Consider the following 17,882-nt stretch of genomic DNA (forward strand, 5'->3'; position numbering starts at 1 on the left):
GAAAAGCATGAGAACTTAAATATTGAAAGGACAATACATTGATTAGCTGGTTTATCCTTCTAAAGGTGTAATGGATAAAATAGTTGCTAATCATAGTAGAAAATAATAAGTCAGCAACTATTTTATCTATTATTCCAAAAGCTTATGTTTTACGTGAGATTATTATTTGGCTATAAATGAGATGAATTCATTTTATCAACAAGCTGAGTACAATTTTGTTGATCACTATAGAGCAATAATACATCATGGGAGAGAAGAAGGTAAAAATATTGCTGATTAGTTAATGAATATATTAAGCATTGAGTATGGTTACTATAATCACTGGTATTACTCGGTTGCCCCAACAATGCGATAATATGTTGATGATCCATACCTGTAGTAATATGATTGATGATTTTCTCTTGTTCTAATGTATTATTGGTGGGGTGTTCATTATGGTGAGAATAGCCATAACCAATAAAAATAAATAATAAGCTATATAATAGATACTTCATTTTGTTTTACTATATTCTTACATTTGTTATTACCATACTCTTTGTAAATATGATTGTGTAATCTAACTTGGTTTAATATAAAACTAATTTAGTTTACAAGCTATTTTTCGATCATTCATAATTTTTATGTATGAAGATCGTGACAGAAAAAGAAAAATTTAGCGAGCGGTTAAAAATAGCTTTAGCTATGCTTTATTCTCAGCCTTTAAAAACAAGTGATATTGCCACAAGGTTTAATTTACGCCACCCTAATGAACCTGTTACTCAGCAAGCAGTACATAAATGGTTAAATGGCTTGGCTATTCCTTCAATGGATAAGATCGAAACTTTGGCGAAATGGTTACAAGTTAAACCAGAATGGTTACGTTATGGTATTAGTGATGAACAAGAGCAATCTGCTTTAGATGAAGCTTTGTTTGCACTTATTAAGCCATTATCTCATGCTAAAAAAGAGGCGTTGATTAAGTTAGTGATTGCTTTCAGTAAAGAATCTTGTTGACTTATTAATAAGTGAGAGCTCTTTTTAGTTTTTTTGAGCTTTAAAGCGCGGTTACTTTGTTTATTTTTTAATTGATGGTGCTGGTTTTGGTTTAAAGCGTGCTAAACAATATTATTTCGCCCCTGAATAGGGGCGTAAACAATAAAAGTTTTATTCCACAATCTGTCCAATAATACTGCGTGTTTCAGGTTTGACTTCAAGCAGTTTTATTTTGACTTTGTCTGCCAATTTATAGCGTTGTTGTTCTTGAATATAAAATGCGATTTCATCATTATTGATTGAAATTTCTTCTTTATTATCGTGAATGGTTGAGGCTGGGACGAAAACGCTAGCGCCACTATCTATTAATAATACTCGTAAGCCACCACGACTAATATCCATAATTTCGCCTTGATATTCTTGTTGTTCGCTCACTTTATCTACAAAATACAGGCTATATAGCCAATCTGCAATATCTCTTTCCACTAAACGATTTTGGCGGCGAGCTTCTTGTAAGCGATCGAAGACTTTTTGTTCAGGGATTTGATAGGGCTGTTGGTGAATACAGGCTTTAATCAAACGATGATTGACCATATCGCAATATTTACGGATTGGCGAAGTCCAAGTGGCGTAGCCTGTTAGTCCTAAGCCAAAGTGCGGTGCATTTTCGCTTTTAAATTCTGCAAAGGTGAGGAAACGGCGTAAGCGGTATTCCAGATAATCGCTGGCTAAAGGCTCAATATCATGACGCATACGGCAATAACCTGTTAGTGTGGTTAGGTTTTCTGCGGAATAACGTTCGCTAAGTTGGGGGCGATTTTCTTCGTTAGCAAGTTGATTAAGTAAAAATTGTTGTACATTAGCGAGGTATTTTTTATCAAAGCCACTATGGGTGTTAAAAATACCGCATTTTACTTTTGTATCCAGATATTGAGCCGCACAGATATTGGCGATGATCATGGATTCTTCCACGATTTGGTTGGCAATACGGCGATATTGAGCGTTAATTTGCTCAATTTTGCCATTTTCTGCGAGGACAAAGCTATAATCGGGTTTTTCTTTAAATAAAAGAGCGTGTTGTTGTCGCCATTGGGTACGAGCTAGGGTAAATTGATAAAGCCAGTCAATTTGTTGTTTGCTGTTTTCTTCTTCAGGTTGCCAGTGCTCTGGCTGTTTTTCTAAGTAGTCTGATACTTTGTTATAAGCTAATTTGGCTTTGGATTGTACTATGGCACTGACAAATTCTGGCTCGTTATTAAGATTACCCTGTAAATCAGTATAAATGTAACAAACTAACGCATTGCGGTTTTGTTGTGGTACAAGGGAACAAAGATCATCAGCCAATTCTCTTGGTAACATTGGGATATTAAAGCCCGGTAGATAATTGGTAAAGCAACGTTGTTTCGCATCTTGTTCAATTTGTGAGTCAAGGGCGATATAAGCGGTAGGATCAGCAATAGCAACCACTAATTTCCAACCTGTTTGCTGTTGTTCGGCGTTATAGGTTGGTTCAATATAGAGTGCATCGTCCATATCTTGTGTACTTTCACTGTCAATGGTAACAAAATGAAGTGCGGTCAGATCTTGGCGTGGATATTGTTCAATCTCTGGATATGCCGTTTGTCCATTTACAGGGTAGCGGGATTGTTCATGGCGTGCGAGGGTTACCCACCAAGGGGCAAAATGATCATCAGCATGGCAGATAAATTGTTCAATTTGGGCAAAGAAAAAGCGATCATCACGCAATGGGTGGGTTTTTAAATTGGCGACAACCCAGTCCCCTTCTACCAGTCTTTGCTCAACGGATTTGGCTTTATGGCAAGCAATAAATGGCTTAATGTTTGGGTGATCAACCTTTAATTGCATTTTATTTTCTTTATTAATATGCACACGAGCAATAAAACGTGTGAGCATAGGTTCAATTAATTGCTCAGGCTCTACTTGTTCTTTATCATTAACGGTTTCCACTGCCGCTTTAATTTTATCGCCATGTATCAGCTTTTTCATGGCATTAGGTGGAATAAAATAACTTTTTTTATCGGTTTCTAAAAAGCCATAGGATTTATCGGTGGCTTTAACATAGCCTTCCACAAAGGTTTTGTTGGCTTGAATTTGTTGTTTAAGTTGGGCTAATAGGGGATTATTTTGCAACATAATAGTTCATCAATATTTGAAATAAAATAAGAGAATAGTATAGCCAATATTAGGTTGCTGTGGCTATAAAGCTATTCTCATGGTATTTGTGTTGTATAGTCGTTCCACTTTAAAATGATACAGTGTTGGTACGCCTCGCCGTACTATTTGTACTGTCTTCGCCGTACCGCCTTGTCTCATTTTAAATTGAAACGACTATAAATCTAAGATTTTACTAATCTAAATTTGACATTGCAGTAATACTAAAGCCTGCGTCAACATGTACCACTTCGCCAGTGATGCCTGCGGATAAATCAGAGCAGAGGAATGCTGCTGTATTTCCTACATCATCAATGGTAACACAACGTCCTAGCGGTGCGGTTTTTTCAAAGGTTGACAACATTTTTTTGAAATCTTTAATGCCAGAGGCAGCAAGGGTGCGAATTGGACCAGCAGAAATGGCATTCACTCGGATACCTTGTTTACCCATATCCGCCGCCATTACTCTTGTGCCTGCTTCTAAAGAGGCTTTGGCAAGGCACATTACATTGTAATTTGGAATCGCACGTTCTGCACCAAGATAAGACAAGGTTAATAATGCCGCTCCCTCGTTTAGCATTGGACGAGCCACTCTCGCCATAGCCACAAAGCTATAAGCACTAATGTCGTGAGCAATACGGAAACCTTCACGTGTTGCCGCATTGACATAGTCGCCTTCTAATTGATCGGCAGGGGCAAAACCAATAGCATGCACAAAGCCGTCAAATTTATCCCAATGTTGAGCAAGCTGACTGAAACAAGTTTCAATACTTTCATCGCTGGCAACATCTAAGGGTAATACAATATTTGAACCAAATTCTTTGGCAAATTCTTCCACTCGTGCTTTGAGTTTGTCATTTAAATAAGTAAAAGCTAACTCCGCCCCTTCACGCTGCATAGCTTTAGCAATACCATAAGCGATAGAGCGGTTGCTCGCTAAACCAGTAATTAAAATACGTTTATTTGTAAGAAAACCCATATTGTTATCCTAATGTATGAAAAAAATAAGCGTTAGTATAAGCGAAAAAATGAATAACGCAAATCAGACCTTAGCTTTATTTGCGTTTGGCTAAGAGATAAATGGAGGTTAAGCCAAGTAAGGAGTAGGCAATGCGGCGTTTGGTGAAAAAACGGCGTTTAATTAATGCAATAACAAGCGGGGTAAATATTGAACCTCTTACTTTTCTTAATTGCTCAAAGGGGTGAGAAAAGGTTTTATGGGTATTGATTGCTTGGCGTTCAAGCTGAATACGCAAGGCATGACCTTTCATCATTAATAATTCTTTTTCTTCATTAAGATTATTTTTCATATTTGCCCCATTATTCTTTATCTAAATGTGATGAATTTGCCAGTTTTTTTAATGCCGCAATATCTAATTTTAATTCATTCAAGGTTTCTACCATAAAACGACGTTGTTTGCGTAAAGACTGGATTATCATTACTGCAAAAGCAAAAACAATCAATAAAGCCACCGCACTTACTCCAAAAAATACCCTGATTTTATCTTGAGGTTCAACAAGTAAGGCATTTAAACCAAATAAACCGCTGATAAAGGCAATTAATAGCAGGATTAATCCCAAAAAGGTAAGAATAAGGGTAAAAATTAGGCTTTCTTTTTGTTGGGTAAGCTCTATGCGAGCCATTTCTAAACGTACATGAAGAAGTTCAAGGCTCGTTACTAAAAGGGCTTTAATGCCTTTCTTAATATTTTGAATTGCTTGCATGATCGTTCCTAATCAAGATGAAAATCAAGGTCTTGTTTTAAACAAGATCTTATAGTCATTCCACTTTAAAATGATACAGCGTTGGCACGCCTCGCCGTACTACTTGTACTGTCTTCGGCGTACCGCCTTGTTTCATTTTAAATTGAAACGACTATAAAACAAGAGATTATTTTTTGCTGATCAATACACCAAGTAATAGACCAATGACACCTGCTACGCCCATGGCTTTATAAGGATTGTCTTGCACGATGGTGTCTGTTTGTTTAGCAACTTTTTTAGCACTATCAACAACGTCTTCTTGTAATGCACTAAATTGTTCTTTGGCTTTACCAATACGAGAGTTAAGCGAGCTTTTGAGTTTTTTCAATTCTGCGGCACTGGATTTAGATGAATCATCAAATAACTCTTCCGCATTGGTTAAAATATCACGAATTTCATCAAGTAATTCATCACGTTTTTTATCAAATTGTGAGCTCATAATTGTTCCCTCTATTTGTTATATGAATAAAAAAGTGAGGTCAAAATTGACCGCACTTTGTTATCATACCGAATTTTTATTGTTAAAGTCAAATAATTACTATAAGCTAATTCTATGATTTATAAATAAATTCTATTAAGCAGGGTTATCAATATCCTTAAAAATCACTTCAAATTGATATTCTTGTGCCAACCATTCGCCAAGGGCTTTAACGCCATAACGTTCGGTAGCGTGGTGTCCAGCGGCGAAAAAATGAATGCCTTGTTCTCGTGCGGAATGAATGGTTTGCTCTGACACTTCCCCTGTAATATAGGCATCTAAGCCTTTTGCCGCCGCAAGATCGATATAACCTTGTCCACCACCTGTACAAATTCCAATGCGATGAATAAGGGCAGGGGCGTTATCACTACAAGCTAATGGTGTGCGTTGTAACTGCTGCTCAATTCGCTGGATAAAATCTTGTGCATTGACAGGGGGATCGAGTTCGCCGTACATAGGAATACTATAAGGGCTATCCTCTAAAGGTTTTAGCCGTTGGATACCGAGTTTTTTCGCCAGTTGAGCATTATTGCCCAGTTCTTCATGAATATCTAAGGGTAAATGATAACTATATAAATTAATATCATTTTGTAAAAGGGCTTTAATACGCTTGGCTTTCATACCTTTAATACAAGGGGATTCATTTTTCCAGAAATAACCATGATGCACTAAAAGGGCATCAGCCTGTTGCTCAATGGCATAGTCAATTAAGGCTTGTGAGGCGGTTACCCCAGTAACAATACGTTTTACCTCGCTTTTCCCCTCAATTTGTAATCCATTAGGGGCATAATCTTTGATTTTGTCAACATTCAGTTTTTGGTTAAGTAAGGTTTCTAAATGGAAGTTGTTCATAAGCCTATGCTCTCGTTAAATAAAAAATACCATTATTGCTTAATCCTTAGGATTTGTATAGGGTGAAAGGTGGGTTATTGACGCTATGATAGTCGCCTCACTTTAAAATATAGTCTTCCACTTTAAAATGATACAGTGTTGGTACGCCTTGCCGTACTACTTGTGCTGTCTTCGACATACCGCCTTGTCTCATTTTAAATTGAAACAACTATATTTAAGTTGGTCTAATAGTTTATAAAAAACATTAACAATGAAGAAGATGAAAATAAGTAAAGTTTTACATTAATGACGGTAATTGGTGTTGAAATATTTATTTTGCATAGATTGACATAATATTTCATTGTTAATAAAATACCGATCGAAATTTTTGTAATATTGTTATTCCTATTTTTGGTGTTATATAAGGTAATTTTTAATCAAATTATCTTGATTTTGTAGCTTTAAATAGGGTTCCCCCCCCCCCCCGCTAGTTTTATGTTTTGGAGTCAAGCCATTTATTGGTCATTGTTGTGCAATAGTTGGGCGTGTCATCAATATTACTAATTTGTAAAAAATTGCTTTTTTAAGCAAGGAAAGAACGTACTAATCCGAATTAATCATAGTGAGGAAATCTATGTCAGCAACAATTAAATTGTTAAGTTCTAAAAAAGAGCTTGCGAGTTATAACATTAGCAAAGGCGAATCTATTGTATTTGATGGTCAAAGCAAAATAAACTATCAGTTAGTTGACAATGCCACAGGTAAAGCCCCAGAAAAGATTATTGCAAAACGAGATGGTAATGATTTGCAAATTACCTTAAATACTGAGAGTTCATCGCCAGATATTATTATTAAGAACTATTATGAAGGCGATAACCCAGAGCAAGCTAATAGTAATAGTATGATTATTGGTGAGGCGGCAAATGGTAAGATTTATGCTTATGTACCAGAGTCTGATGAGACGCAAGATGCCGTTGCGATGTTGGATAATCAAGAATCAGCTACGCAGATTTTAGGCGAGGAAGAGTTAGATTCTAATGGTTTTTGGGTATATATGCCTTGGTGGGTATTAGGATTAGGTTTATTAGGTGGCGGTATTGCACTTGCGGTAAATAATGGTAGCAAAAAAGATGGAACAGATAGCGAATCAGCTCCGCAGTCAGGCAATGCAAATACAGTAGGTGGGTTAGGAACAACGGACGATATTAATTTAGTTCAAGAAACAACACCAGACGCACCAGAATTAGTTGCAGAAATTAATGGTTCTATTACAGCAAGAGTACCAAGGTCAATCGCTGAGAATGTTAAGTCAGTAGAAGTATATTACACTGATGAAAACAATGTGGCGAAGACGGTAACAGCAACAAAAAATACTGAGGGAAAATGGTCTATTAATCATCCAACAGATAATGCTAATGTATTAATTGATGAGGATACAGGTGTAATTAATCTTGTTGCTGAGGAAGTGAAAGATGGTTCTGAGGTTAGAGCCAAAGCTGTAGATAATAGTGGCAATAGCACTTCCGAGGAAGATATTGAAGCAGCAAAAGTAATTGCCAACGATAATCCAAGTGGAATTAAATTCTCTGACGATGGGTCGCGTATTATAGGAAAAACCGAGCCAGAAGCGGTCGTTGTCGTGAAAGATACTGATGGTAATGTTCTTAGTGGCGATGTGGCAGATGGTTCAGGGAAATTTACTTTACCGTTAAATCCAGCATTAACGAATGGCGAGGACGTTAAAGTTATCATTGATAGCGGTGAGGGTAATGTAAAAGAGATCGATTTAACCGCCCCAGATTTAACTGCCCCAGCAGCCCCTAACTTAGTTGCTGAAGTAGATGGCTCAATCAGTGTTACCCCTCCTATGGATAACGATGTGAAGTCAGTGCAAGTAAATTACACCGATGAAAATGGTACTGAGAAAACCCTTGTTGCAAGCAAAGACGATGAAGGTAAATGGTCGATTACTGAGCCAACAGACACAGTTGCAACCATCAATGAAACCTCAGGCGTTATTAGTATTCCTGCCACAGAAGTGAAAGACGGTTCAGAAGTGATCGCTAAAGCCACTGATAATAGTGGCAATACTACCTCAGATGAAAATGCTGCGAAAGTGATTGCCAATGAGAATAATTCAACTGGCGTTAAATTCTCTGATGATGGAGCGAGTATTATAGGAAAAACCGCCCCAGAATCGGTCGTTGTCGTGAAAGATGAAAATAACATTATTATAAGTGAGGGTATTTCAGATGGGGAAGGTAGATTTACTTTACCGTTAAATCCTGCATTAACGAATGGCGAGAACGTTAAGGTTATCATTGATAGCGGTGAGAGTGGTGTAAAAGAGATCGATTTAACAGCGCCAGATTTAACCGCCCCAGCAGCCCCTGACTTAGTTGCTGAAGTAGATGGCTCAATCAGTGTTACCCCTCCTACGGATAACGATGTGAAGTCAGTGCAAGTAAATTACACCGATGAAAATGGTACTGAGAAAACCCTTGTTGCAACCAAAAACGATGAAGGTAAATGGTCAATTACTGAGCCAACAGGCACAGTTGCAACCATCAATGAAACCTCAGGCGTTATTAGCATTCCTGCCACAGAAGTGAAAGACGGTTCAGAAGTGATCGCTAAAGCCACTGATAATAGTGGCAATACTACCTCAGATGAAAATGCTGCGAAAGTGATTGCCAATGAGAATAATTCAACGGGCATTAAATTCTCTGATGATGGAGCGAGTATTATAGGAAAAACTGAGCCAGAAGCGGTCGTTGTCGTGAAAGATGAAAATAACATTATTATAAGTGAGGGTATTTCAGATGGGGAAGGTAGATTTACTTTACCATTAAATCCAGCATTAACGAATGGCGAGGACGTTAAGGTTATCATTGATAGCGGTGAGGATAATGTAAAAGAGATCGATTTAACCGCCCCAGATTTAACCGCCCCAGCAGCCCCTAACTTAGTTGCTGAAGTAGATGGCTCAATCAGTGTTACCCCTCCTACGGATATGTGAAGTCAGTGCAAGTAAATTACACCGATGAAAATGGTACTGAGAAAACCCTTGTTGCAACCAAAAACGATGAAGGTAAATGGTCAATTACTGAGCCAACAGGCACAGTTGCAACCATCAATGAAACCTCAGGTGTTATTAGCATTCCTGCCACAGAAGTGAAAGACGGTTCAGAAGTGATCGCTAAAGCCACTGATAATAGTGGCAATACTACCTCAGATGAAAATGCTGCGAAAGTGATTGCCAATGAGAATAATTCAACTGGCATTAAATTCTCTGACGATGGAGCGAGTATTATAGGAAAAACTGAGCCAGAAGCGGTCGTTGTCGTGAAAGATGAAAATAACATTATTATAAGTGAGGGTATTTCAGATGGGGAAGGTAGATTTACTTTACCATTAAATCCAGCATTAACGAATGGCGAGAACGTTAAGGTTATCATTGATAGCGGTGAGAGTGGTGTAAAAGAGATCGATTTAACCGCCCCAGATTTAACCGCCCCAGCAGCCCCTAACTTAGTTGCTGAAGTAGATGGCTCAATCAGTGTTACCCCTCCTACGGATAACGATGTGAAGTCAGTGCAAGTGAATTACACCGATGAAAATGGTACTGAGAAAACCCTTGTTGCAAGCAAAAATGATGAAGGTAAATGGTCAATTACTGAGCCAACAGGCACAGTTGCAACCATCAATGAAACCTCAGGCGTTATTAGCATTCCTGCCACAGAAGTGAAAGACGGTTCAGAAGTGATCGCTAAAGCCACTGATAATAGTGGCAATACTACCTCAGATGAAAATGCTGCGAAAGTGATTGCCAATGAAAATAATTCAACTGGCATTAAATTCTCTCCTGATGGAGCGAGTATTATAGGGAAAACTGAGCCAGAAGCGGTCGTTGTCGTGAAAGATACTGATGGCAATGTTCTTAGTGGCGATGTGGCAGATGGTTCAGGTAATGTTATTTTACTTCTCGATCCTGCATTAACCAACGGTGAGAAAGTTATCGTAACAATAAATGAGGGAGAAGATAATGGAAAACTTATTAATTTAGTCGCCCCAGATTTGACAGCACCTGAACAACCAACATTTAAGGATAATAATGGGGCAGTTGAAATTATTCCGCCATCAGATGATGATGTGAAGTCTGTAACAGTAAATTATACAGATGAAAAAGAGCAAGAAAAAACCGTTATAGCCACAAAAGAAGAAGGCAAATGGAAAATTACTAGCCCTGAAGATGAATCAACAGTCAGCATAAATACTGATACTGGCGTAATTACAATTCCAGCTACGGAAGTAAAAGATAATTCGACAGTAACGGCCACCGCAACGGATATAAGTGGTAATCCAACTCAACCAGCTACCCATACTGCGGGCAGTAATCCAGTAACAGCAGAAACTTCAACGCCATCAACTGGAGGAGCTGATGATTCAACATCGGAGCAAAGTTCTGAGCCTAGTGAATCAGGAGCAACAGGTCAGGTAGAGCTTGCTAAACCAACCCTTGAGGCTAAAGATGATGGTTCAGTAGTAATTAATCCACCAGCAGAAGAAAATGTTCAATCTGTGGTTGTGAGTTATACTGATGAAGCAGGTAATAGCCAAACAGTTACTGCGACAAAAACTGGAGAAACTTGGACAATTACTCAACCAACGGACGGTTCTCAGGTAACGATTGATGAAAATTCAGGACAAATTACGCTTTCACCGGGGGCTGTACAAGATAATTCAGAGGTAACAGCAGTAGCGAAATATACAGATGATAAAACTTCATCTGATAGTGTTACTTCAAAAGCAGATACGGACATCACAGCTCCGAACAAACCAACTGCTAATTTTGTGGTTGGTGATGACAATACACAAAGCATAGAAGGTGTTACCGAACCAAATAACAAAGTAACTATTACCTTACCAAATGGGGAAACTGTAACGACGACAGCTGATACAGAGGGTAAGTATAAAGTTGAAATCCCAACTCAATTAGATGGAGCAAAAATTAATGTAACTGCCACAGATTTATCAGGTAATGTTTCTGATAAAACTGAAGTAACGGTGGATTTGACAGCCCCTGACAAACCAACGTTCAAGGATAATAATGGGGCAGTTGAAATTATTCCGCCATCAGACGATGATGTGAAGTCTGTAACAGTAAATTATACAGATGAAAAAGAGCAAGAAAAAACCGTTATAGCCACAAAAGAAGAAGGCAAATGGAAAATTACTAGCCCTGAAAATGAATCAACAGTCAGTATAGATCCTGATACTGGCGTAATTACAATTCCAGCTACGGAAGTAAAAGATAATTCGACAGTAACGGCCACCGCAACGGATATAAGTGGTAATCCAACTCAACCAGCTAGCCATACTGCGGGCAGTAATCCAGTAACAGCAGAAACTTCAACGCCATCAACTGGAGCTGATGATTCAACATCGGAGCAAAGTTCTGAGTCTAGTGGATCAGGAGCAACAGGTCAGGTAGAGCTTGCTAAACCAACCCTTGAGGCTAAAGATGATGGTTCAGTAGTAATTAATCCACCAGTAGGAGAAAATGTTCAATCTGTGGTTGTGAGTTATACTGATGAATCAGATGAATCGCAGAGCGTTACTGCAACGAAAACAGGAGAAACTTGGACAATTACTCAACCGACAGATGGTTCTACGGTAACTATTAATACAAGTTCAGGAACTATTACGCTTCCAGCAGAAGCAGTAAAAGATAATTCTACTGTAACAGCTGAGGCTAAATGGACAGATGAGCAGACTTCTTCGGATAAGGTTGAGGCAAAAGCGAATTTGACGAATGTTGCCACCGATGAAGAAGATCCTCAACAGGGGGCAAGTGAGCCTACGGAAGATACATCAGAAAAAGATCAACAAACTGATTCACAAGAATCAGATAAAGCTGATGGCAATGGTTCGGAAGACAGCAACACCACTACCCCTGTTAAAGAGGAAAATGGGGAGCAAGAGTCTGAGAATGGACAAACCTCAGAAACAGATACTTCAACCGCTGAACAAGGTAATAATACTGGTTCTGATGAAACAGGTACAGGTACAGGAACAGAAACCGAGCCTACACAGGAAAGTCAAGTAGAGGGCGAGCAAAAAGAGGAAGAGAAAGGTTCTGAAACAGCAGAGAAAGAATCTGAATCAGACCAATCTTCTCAAACTTCACCTGCAGAAGATGAAACCAAGGGTGAGGAAGAACAAGAAACGGCTCAAGAAGAAGCAGAAGAAACGCCAAGACCAGAAGCTCAAACAGGCGAACAAGCTGAGGAGCAGAAAGAATCATCGAATCCTCCTATTTCAGGTGCAACTTCTGAGGGCGGACAAGAGGGAAGTCAATCAACTGTAACCACTGAGTTTGCTAAACCAACACTTGACGCTAAAGATGATGGTTCAGTAGTAATTAATCCACCAGCAGAAGAAAATGTTCAATCTGTGGTTGTGAGTTATACTGATGAATCAGATAAATCACAGAGCGTTACTGCAACGAAAACTGGAGAAACTTGGACAATTACTCAGCCAACAGACGGTTCTAAGGTAACAATTGATGAAAATTCAGGACAAATTACGCTTTCTCCGGGGGCTGTGAAAGATAATTCAGAGGTAACGGCAGTAGCGAAAGGCGAGGGAGATAAAACTTCCACTAATAATGTTACTTCTAAAGCAGATACTGATACAACACCACCTGATGCACCAACTGCCGAAGTTGTAATCGGTGATGATGATAAACAAAGCGTTGAAGGAACAGCGGAGCCAAACAGTAAGATCACAATTACTTTACCAAAAGATGGTCAAACGGTAACCACAACGACGAATTCTGAAGGTAAATATAAAGTTGAAATTCCAACTCAAGAAAATGGTGCAGTATTGAAAGTTACAGCCACTGATGAGGCTGGTAATAAATCAGATGAAACAGATGCAATCGTAAAAACAGAATTTACGGCGACAATTACGCTTAGTGGTTTAGAAGATACAGGCTATGATAGCTCAACAGAAGCTGGTAAAGCTTATTTAGCTGCCAAAGGGCATTCTGCCAACACGTTGACAGATATGGTTACGAAAGATAATACCTTTGATTTATCTGGCGGAAGTAATAAGTCTGGTGCTGAAATTAGTTATCAAGTGAGTTCGGATAAAAATTCTTGGACAGACACAACAGCTCAACAAGCTAATTTAGCTGATGGTACTTATTACTATCGCACAGTGGCGAAAAAAGGAGCGGATACAGTTTATTCTGAGGTTATTTCTGTTACGGTAGATAACACCCCGCCAGATATTATTATGTCAGCGGAGAGTGATGGAGCATTATTTATCGGTGCTAAGAATCCTGCAGCTTTTGAGCCCGGCTCATTATTAGTGGCTGAATATAAAATGAGTGATGGAACAGCAAAAACCTCAATTATTGTTAGAGGCCCTGATGTGGAGAATAAGCCAGATTGGTACTTTGTCGAAGGCTCTGATAAGTTCCCGGGGGTAGTCCAGAAAGAAACAGGAGGTTTTAGATTCCCTGCAGGTTCATTACGTGCAGATAGTAAAGTAGAGGTTACGCTTTACAATGTTAATGGCGATAGCAGTTCTTCTAAGGTGTTTACTCCGCCTCAGATTATTAAAGGGAATGTTAATCAAGCGATAACAGAGACGCAGGCTCCAGCTAAAAGTACAGGTATTATGCAAACTAATGAGGCCGCTGTACAAAAAATGACGTCTGACGGTGATACGGTTATTTTCCTAAATAATATTACTTCCACAAATGGACGTTTAGAAACTGGAGCAGGCGATGATATGGTAATTATCAAGGATCGCTTGAATAGTGGTGCTACGGTGGATATGGGCGAAGGAAATAACACTCTTTTCGTTGGTTCAATACACAATAATTCCAATGTATATTTTGGCAGTGGTGATGATGTTCTTTCCTTTAATGCCTCAGAGCATTGGAATGATAAAAAGGTATTTGGCTATATCAACACTAGTGCAGCACAACGTCAGGTTAAGGTAAACCAAGATAATGGCGATCACGATAATCTGAAAACCATTAGTACTGATGCACCATTTATTGATTTAGGAGATGGTAATAATGTATTTACAACAACGGAAGGAATGGGGCTTCGATTTGAAATTGGTTATATTATCTCAGGGAAAGGCGATGATCTCTTTGATTTAAGTAACTCTGCCATTTATCATACTCAATGGGCTGATAAAGTTATTTTTAATACTGGGTTTGGTAATGATACCTTTAAATTAGGGGGTATGAGAGGGAAAGCGCGTATCTATTTGGGCGATGGCGATGATACCTATGTGATGGTTGGCACCAAAAATTCTGAAATTGATGAAACAGGAATTTTTGATAGAGGCACCGTATATTTGGGTAGCGGTAACGATATTGTTATTGTTGAGTCAGGAGCAAGATGGTTAGGGCAGCTAAATGGAACTTATTATAAGATCGAAGGCGGTTCAGGTATTGATACCATTAATTTACCGAATTCTAATTTTAACTTGCAATATGTTTCAGAAATTGAGGTTGTTAATCGTTCTGGAGGGACTTTAACGCTAACTGATACTGCTATTGTTAATAATGCGGCTAAGGAAGAAATTCAGTTTGGTAATATTGATTTCAAACCTAATATGTTGATGATTAAAGGAACAGGAACGGTTGATTTTAGTAATAATGCTATTTTAAATACTAAATCTTCTGATACAGTTACTTATGATGGTGAGCAATATTATACATATAGCCCGACTATAAATGGTCAAACTTATAGTATTCTTATTGATACTGATATTAATGTTATCTAATTAGTCTTTTTAAATAATTCTGCCCCATTTGGGGCAGTTTTTTAGGACTAAACTTTGGTGTAATAATAACCCCCTATTTTTGTTCATTACACCATAATATAGTCGCCTCACTTTAAAATAAGGCAAGGCGATGCACCAAAGACAGTACAAAGAGTATGGCGAGATGTGCCGACGTTGTATTATTTTAAAGTGGAACGACTATAAAACCACTATATTTTTTAATCTTTTGTATATTGCAAACCAAAATGCAAATAAGTTCTTGCTGTCGCTATACGTCCCCTTGGTGTACGTTGTAAAAAACCTTGTTGAATTAAATAAGGTTCTAATACATCTTCAATGGTATCCCGTTCCTCGCCAATGGCAGCCGCCAAATTATCCAATCCTACTGGCCCACCACTAAAACGTTCAATTAAGGCTAACAATAATTTACGATCCATAAAATCAAACCCAGCTTCATCAACCTCAAGCATAGCCAAAGCCGATTGTGCTATTTGCTCGGAAATTACACTATTGTTTTTAACATCAGCATAATCTCGCACACGTCTTAACAAACGATTAGCAATTCTTGGTGTTCCTCGAGAACGGCGCGCAACTTCCTGTGAAGCAGTTGGCGAAATTTGCAAATTTAAGCAATTCGCACTACGGCTCACAATAGAAGTCAAATCCTCAATAGAATAAAATTCAAGACGTTGAACAATACCAAAACGATCACGCAACGGCGAAGTTAATGAACCAGCCCGAGTGGTTGCCCCAATCAAGGTAAATGGTGGTAAATCTAATTTAATAGAACGTGCCGCTGGACCTTCGCCGATCATAATATCAAGCTGATAATCTTCCATTGCTGGATAAAGCACTTCCTCAATGGCTGGCGATAAACGATGAATTTCATCAATAAACAACACATCATAAGGCTCAAGATTGGTCAACATCGCCGCCAAATCCCCAGCTTTTTCCAGTACAGGTCCTGAAGTCGTGCGAATATTAACCCCCATTTCATTTGCCACAATATTGGCTAAGGTGGTTTTCCCCAATCCGGGTGGACCAAAAATTAACAAATGATCGAGGGCATCTTGTCTTAATTTTGCCGCCTCAATAAAAATTTTCATTTGTTCACAAACCTGTGGTTGCCCCACATAATCTGCTAATAATTTAGGACGAATTGCACGATCAATATATTCTTCATCAAGTTTTGCCGAAGGGCTAATAATTCTATCTGCTTCTATCATAATTTTTATTCTATTTCAGGCTATAATGCTGTTTTTAAGGCTTGACGAATCAACTGCTCACTATTTAACTCAGGTTTATTGACTTTTTTCACCATTTTTTCTGCCTCGGCAGGTTTATAGCCTAAAGCAATCAAGGCGGAAATCGCTTCTTCCAATGGATTATTATCAATCGCAAAATCTATCGTTTGACTTGGTAAATGACTGCTTTGCACAAAAAAGTCCGTTTTTTGTTGCTTAAACTTCCCTTTTAGCTCCACCAACAAACGCTCTGCGGTTTTTTTGCCAACTCCGGGAATTTTCACTAATTTAGATAATTCCTCTCGTTCAATGGCATAAATAAACTCATCAACAGACATAGCGGACAATATAGCTAGAGCCAGTTTAGGACCAACACCATTGGTTTTAATTAACTCACGAAATAAAGTGCGGTCAGTTTTTTGTGCAAATCCAAATAATAAATGTGCATCTTCACGCACCACAAGATGAGTAAACAATGTGGCTTGTTGACCAAGTTCAGGCAAGTTATAAAAACTGGTCATAGGCAATAACAATTCATATCCCACCCCCTGTACATCAAGCAATACTTCAGGCGGTTGTTTTTCTAGCAAAATCCCTTGTAAACGACCTATCATATTTTTTCCCAATTTATCAGCATAATGGGCTATATAATAAATAAAAACTGTATAAATAGCCAGATATTTTAGTTGAGTAAAAATAATGGAAGGATTTATGTTAAGGGCGGTAAATTTTGAGAGTTTTTTTGGGGCTATATTAAAATTAGTAATCTATTATAACAGCTAATCTACTTCAGCCCCTATTATATAACTAAACAATGATTAGACTTATGGCTTTTTATATAATGATAAAATAAAAAATAAGGCCGCACTAATCACCACTGACGGACCAGCAGCGGTATCATAGTATGCGGAGAGGGTTAATCCCATACAAACGGCTAGCATACTTATTATTACCGCAATGAGTGCCATTTTTTCTGGGGTATCGGCAAAACGTCTGGCGGTAGCCGCAGGAATAATCAGTAAAGAAGTAATGATTAAAGCACCGACAAATTTCATACTTAAGGCTATGGTTAGGGCGGTGAGTAGCATTAAAATAACCCGCATTTTCTTGACATTAATTCCTTCCACTTGTGCCAATTCAGGGCTAACGGTAACCGAAATAAGAGTATTCCAATAATAGAGTAAAATTGCAAAAACCAATAATACGCCTAAACCGATATAAAGGACATCTTGGTAGTTAATTGCTAATAAATCACCAAATAAGTATGCCATAAGATCAACACGAACATTTTGCAATAATCCAACAGTAATGACACCAAGTGATAAGCAACTATGGGCAATAATGCCAAGTATGGTATCCACTGAATATTGGTTATGGTTTTCTAACCATACCATAGCGATAGCTAATAATAGGACAAGAAGCAAAATAGCAAGATAGGGGTTAATTTGTAGAAAAATCCCTAGGGCTACACCTAATAATGCAGAATGAGCAAGGGTATCGCCAAAATATGCCATTTTTCGCCAGACCACAAATGCTCCTAGTGGGGCAGTAATGCAAGAGAGTAATATTCCTGTAAGCCAAGCAGGAAAAAGAATATCAAACATATA

The 17,882-nt window shown here is 38.4% G+C and carries 13 protein-coding genes; 3 read left to right on the forward strand and 10 right to left on the reverse strand.

From position 1 onward, the window contains the following. Positions 1 to 170 precede the first annotated feature (170 nt). On the reverse strand, positions 171 to 494 hold the full coding sequence (locus A6A20_RS10540) for a hypothetical protein (RefSeq protein ID WP_279573383.1): 324 nt from the start codon (positions 492 to 494) through the stop codon (positions 171 to 173). 130 nt (positions 495 to 624) lie between these two features. Between A6A20_RS10540 and A6A20_RS10545 the strand changes: the two genes are divergently transcribed. After that, positions 625 to 993 carry a helix-turn-helix domain-containing protein gene (locus A6A20_RS10545; RefSeq protein ID WP_279573384.1) on the forward strand — a complete coding sequence of 123 codons (369 nt, stop codon included), beginning with the start codon at positions 625 to 627 and terminating at the stop codon, positions 991 to 993. 150 nt (positions 994 to 1,143) lie between these two features. Here A6A20_RS10545 and rnb read toward each other — a convergent pair whose 3' ends face one another. The 6 genes from rnb to A6A20_RS10575 all read right to left on the reverse strand — a co-directional run bounded on the left by rnb (position 1,144) and on the right by A6A20_RS10575 (position 6,238). Next, positions 1,144 to 3,126, reverse strand: a complete 1,983-nt coding sequence (rnb, locus tag A6A20_RS10550; protein ID WP_279573385.1) for an exoribonuclease II — start codon at positions 3,124 to 3,126, stop codon at positions 1,144 to 1,146. Positions 3,127 to 3,340: 214 nt separating this feature from the next. Beyond that, positions 3,341 to 4,123 (reverse strand): enoyl-ACP reductase FabI, encoded by a 783-nt coding sequence (locus A6A20_RS10555; protein WP_279573386.1) that lies wholly within the window; start codon positions 4,121 to 4,123, stop codon positions 3,341 to 3,343. A gap of 76 nt (positions 4,124 to 4,199) precedes the next feature. Continuing rightward, positions 4,200 to 4,454, reverse strand: a complete 255-nt coding sequence (locus A6A20_RS10560) for a hypothetical protein (RefSeq protein ID WP_279573387.1) — start codon at positions 4,452 to 4,454, stop codon at positions 4,200 to 4,202. A 10-nt stretch (positions 4,455 to 4,464) separates the two neighbouring features. Beyond that, positions 4,465 to 4,869 (reverse strand): phage holin family protein, encoded by a 405-nt coding sequence (locus A6A20_RS10565; RefSeq protein ID WP_279573388.1) that lies wholly within the window; start codon positions 4,867 to 4,869, stop codon positions 4,465 to 4,467. Positions 4,870 to 5,035: 166 nt separating this feature from the next. Next, the gene (locus A6A20_RS10570; protein ID WP_279573389.1) at positions 5,036 to 5,347 is read right to left on the reverse strand and encodes an ElaB/YgaM/YqjD family protein; all 312 of its coding nucleotides are present in this window, start codon (positions 5,345 to 5,347) and stop codon (positions 5,036 to 5,038) included. A 135-nt stretch (positions 5,348 to 5,482) separates the two neighbouring features. Continuing rightward, positions 5,483 to 6,238, reverse strand: coding sequence for a Nif3-like dinuclear metal center hexameric protein (locus A6A20_RS10575; RefSeq protein WP_279573391.1), 756 nt, complete (start codon positions 6,236 to 6,238; stop codon positions 5,483 to 5,485). A gap of 613 nt (positions 6,239 to 6,851) precedes the next feature. Between A6A20_RS10575 and A6A20_RS10580 the strand changes: the two genes are divergently transcribed. Further along, positions 6,852 to 9,236 carry an Ig-like domain-containing protein gene (locus A6A20_RS10580; RefSeq protein WP_279573392.1) on the forward strand — a complete coding sequence of 795 codons (2,385 nt, stop codon included), beginning with the start codon at positions 6,852 to 6,854 and terminating at the stop codon, positions 9,234 to 9,236. A gap of 5 nt (positions 9,237 to 9,241) precedes the next feature. After that, entirely contained in the window at positions 9,242 to 15,031 is a 5,790-nt protein-coding gene (locus A6A20_RS10585; protein ID WP_279573393.1) for an Ig-like domain-containing protein, read from the forward strand. A gap of 218 nt (positions 15,032 to 15,249) precedes the next feature. Here the strand turns inward: A6A20_RS10585 and ruvB are convergent, their stop codons facing one another. The 3 genes from ruvB to znuB form a co-directional block, all read right to left on the reverse strand. Next, positions 15,250 to 16,257, reverse strand: a complete 1,008-nt coding sequence (ruvB, locus tag A6A20_RS10590) for a Holliday junction branch migration DNA helicase RuvB (RefSeq protein ID WP_279573394.1) — start codon at positions 16,255 to 16,257, stop codon at positions 15,250 to 15,252. 20 nt (positions 16,258 to 16,277) lie between these two features. Next, the gene (gene ruvA / locus A6A20_RS10595; protein ID WP_279573396.1) at positions 16,278 to 16,889 is read right to left on the reverse strand and encodes a Holliday junction branch migration protein RuvA; all 612 of its coding nucleotides are present in this window, start codon (positions 16,887 to 16,889) and stop codon (positions 16,278 to 16,280) included. A gap of 210 nt (positions 16,890 to 17,099) precedes the next feature. Next, positions 17,100 to 17,879: a zinc ABC transporter permease subunit ZnuB gene (gene znuB, locus A6A20_RS10600; protein ID WP_279573398.1), complete on the reverse strand. Its 780-nt coding sequence runs from the start codon at positions 17,877 to 17,879 to the stop codon at positions 17,100 to 17,102. Positions 17,880 to 17,882 lie beyond the last annotated feature (3 nt).

This window comes from Volucribacter amazonae (assembly GCF_029783845.1).
Lineage (GTDB): Bacteria > Pseudomonadota > Gammaproteobacteria > Enterobacterales > Pasteurellaceae > Volucribacter > Volucribacter amazonae.

What these genes read in the sequence shown, in the direction of transcription:
- A6A20_RS10540 (WP_279573383.1), bottom strand. Translation starts at nt 494, where the DNA reads ATGAAGTATCTATTATATAGCTTATTATTTATTTTTATTGGTTATGGC.
- A6A20_RS10545 (WP_279573384.1), top strand. Translation starts at nt 625, where the DNA reads ATGAAGATCGTGACAGAAAAAGAAAAATTTAGCGAGCGGTTAAAAATA.
- rnb (WP_279573385.1), bottom strand. Translation starts at nt 3,126, where the DNA reads ATGTTGCAAAATAATCCCCTATTAGCCCAACTTAAACAACAAATTCAA.
- A6A20_RS10555 (WP_279573386.1), bottom strand. Translation starts at nt 4,123, where the DNA reads ATGGGTTTTCTTACAAATAAACGTATTTTAATTACTGGTTTAGCGAGC.
- A6A20_RS10560 (WP_279573387.1), bottom strand. Translation starts at nt 4,454, where the DNA reads ATGAAAAATAATCTTAATGAAGAAAAAGAATTATTAATGATGAAAGGT.
- A6A20_RS10565 (WP_279573388.1), bottom strand. Translation starts at nt 4,869, where the DNA reads ATGCAAGCAATTCAAAATATTAAGAAAGGCATTAAAGCCCTTTTAGTA.
- A6A20_RS10570 (WP_279573389.1), bottom strand. Translation starts at nt 5,347, where the DNA reads ATGAGCTCACAATTTGATAAAAAACGTGATGAATTACTTGATGAAATT.
- A6A20_RS10575 (WP_279573391.1), bottom strand. Translation starts at nt 6,238, where the DNA reads ATGAACAACTTCCATTTAGAAACCTTACTTAACCAAAAACTGAATGTT.
- A6A20_RS10580 (WP_279573392.1), top strand. Translation starts at nt 6,852, where the DNA reads ATGTCAGCAACAATTAAATTGTTAAGTTCTAAAAAAGAGCTTGCGAGT.
- ruvB (WP_279573394.1), bottom strand. Translation starts at nt 16,257, where the DNA reads ATGATAGAAGCAGATAGAATTATTAGCCCTTCGGCAAAACTTGATGAA.
- ruvA (WP_279573396.1), bottom strand. Translation starts at nt 16,889, where the DNA reads ATGATAGGTCGTTTACAAGGGATTTTGCTAGAAAAACAACCGCCTGAA.
- znuB (WP_279573398.1), bottom strand. Translation starts at nt 17,879, where the DNA reads ATGTTTGATATTCTTTTTCCTGCTTGGCTTACAGGAATATTACTCTCT.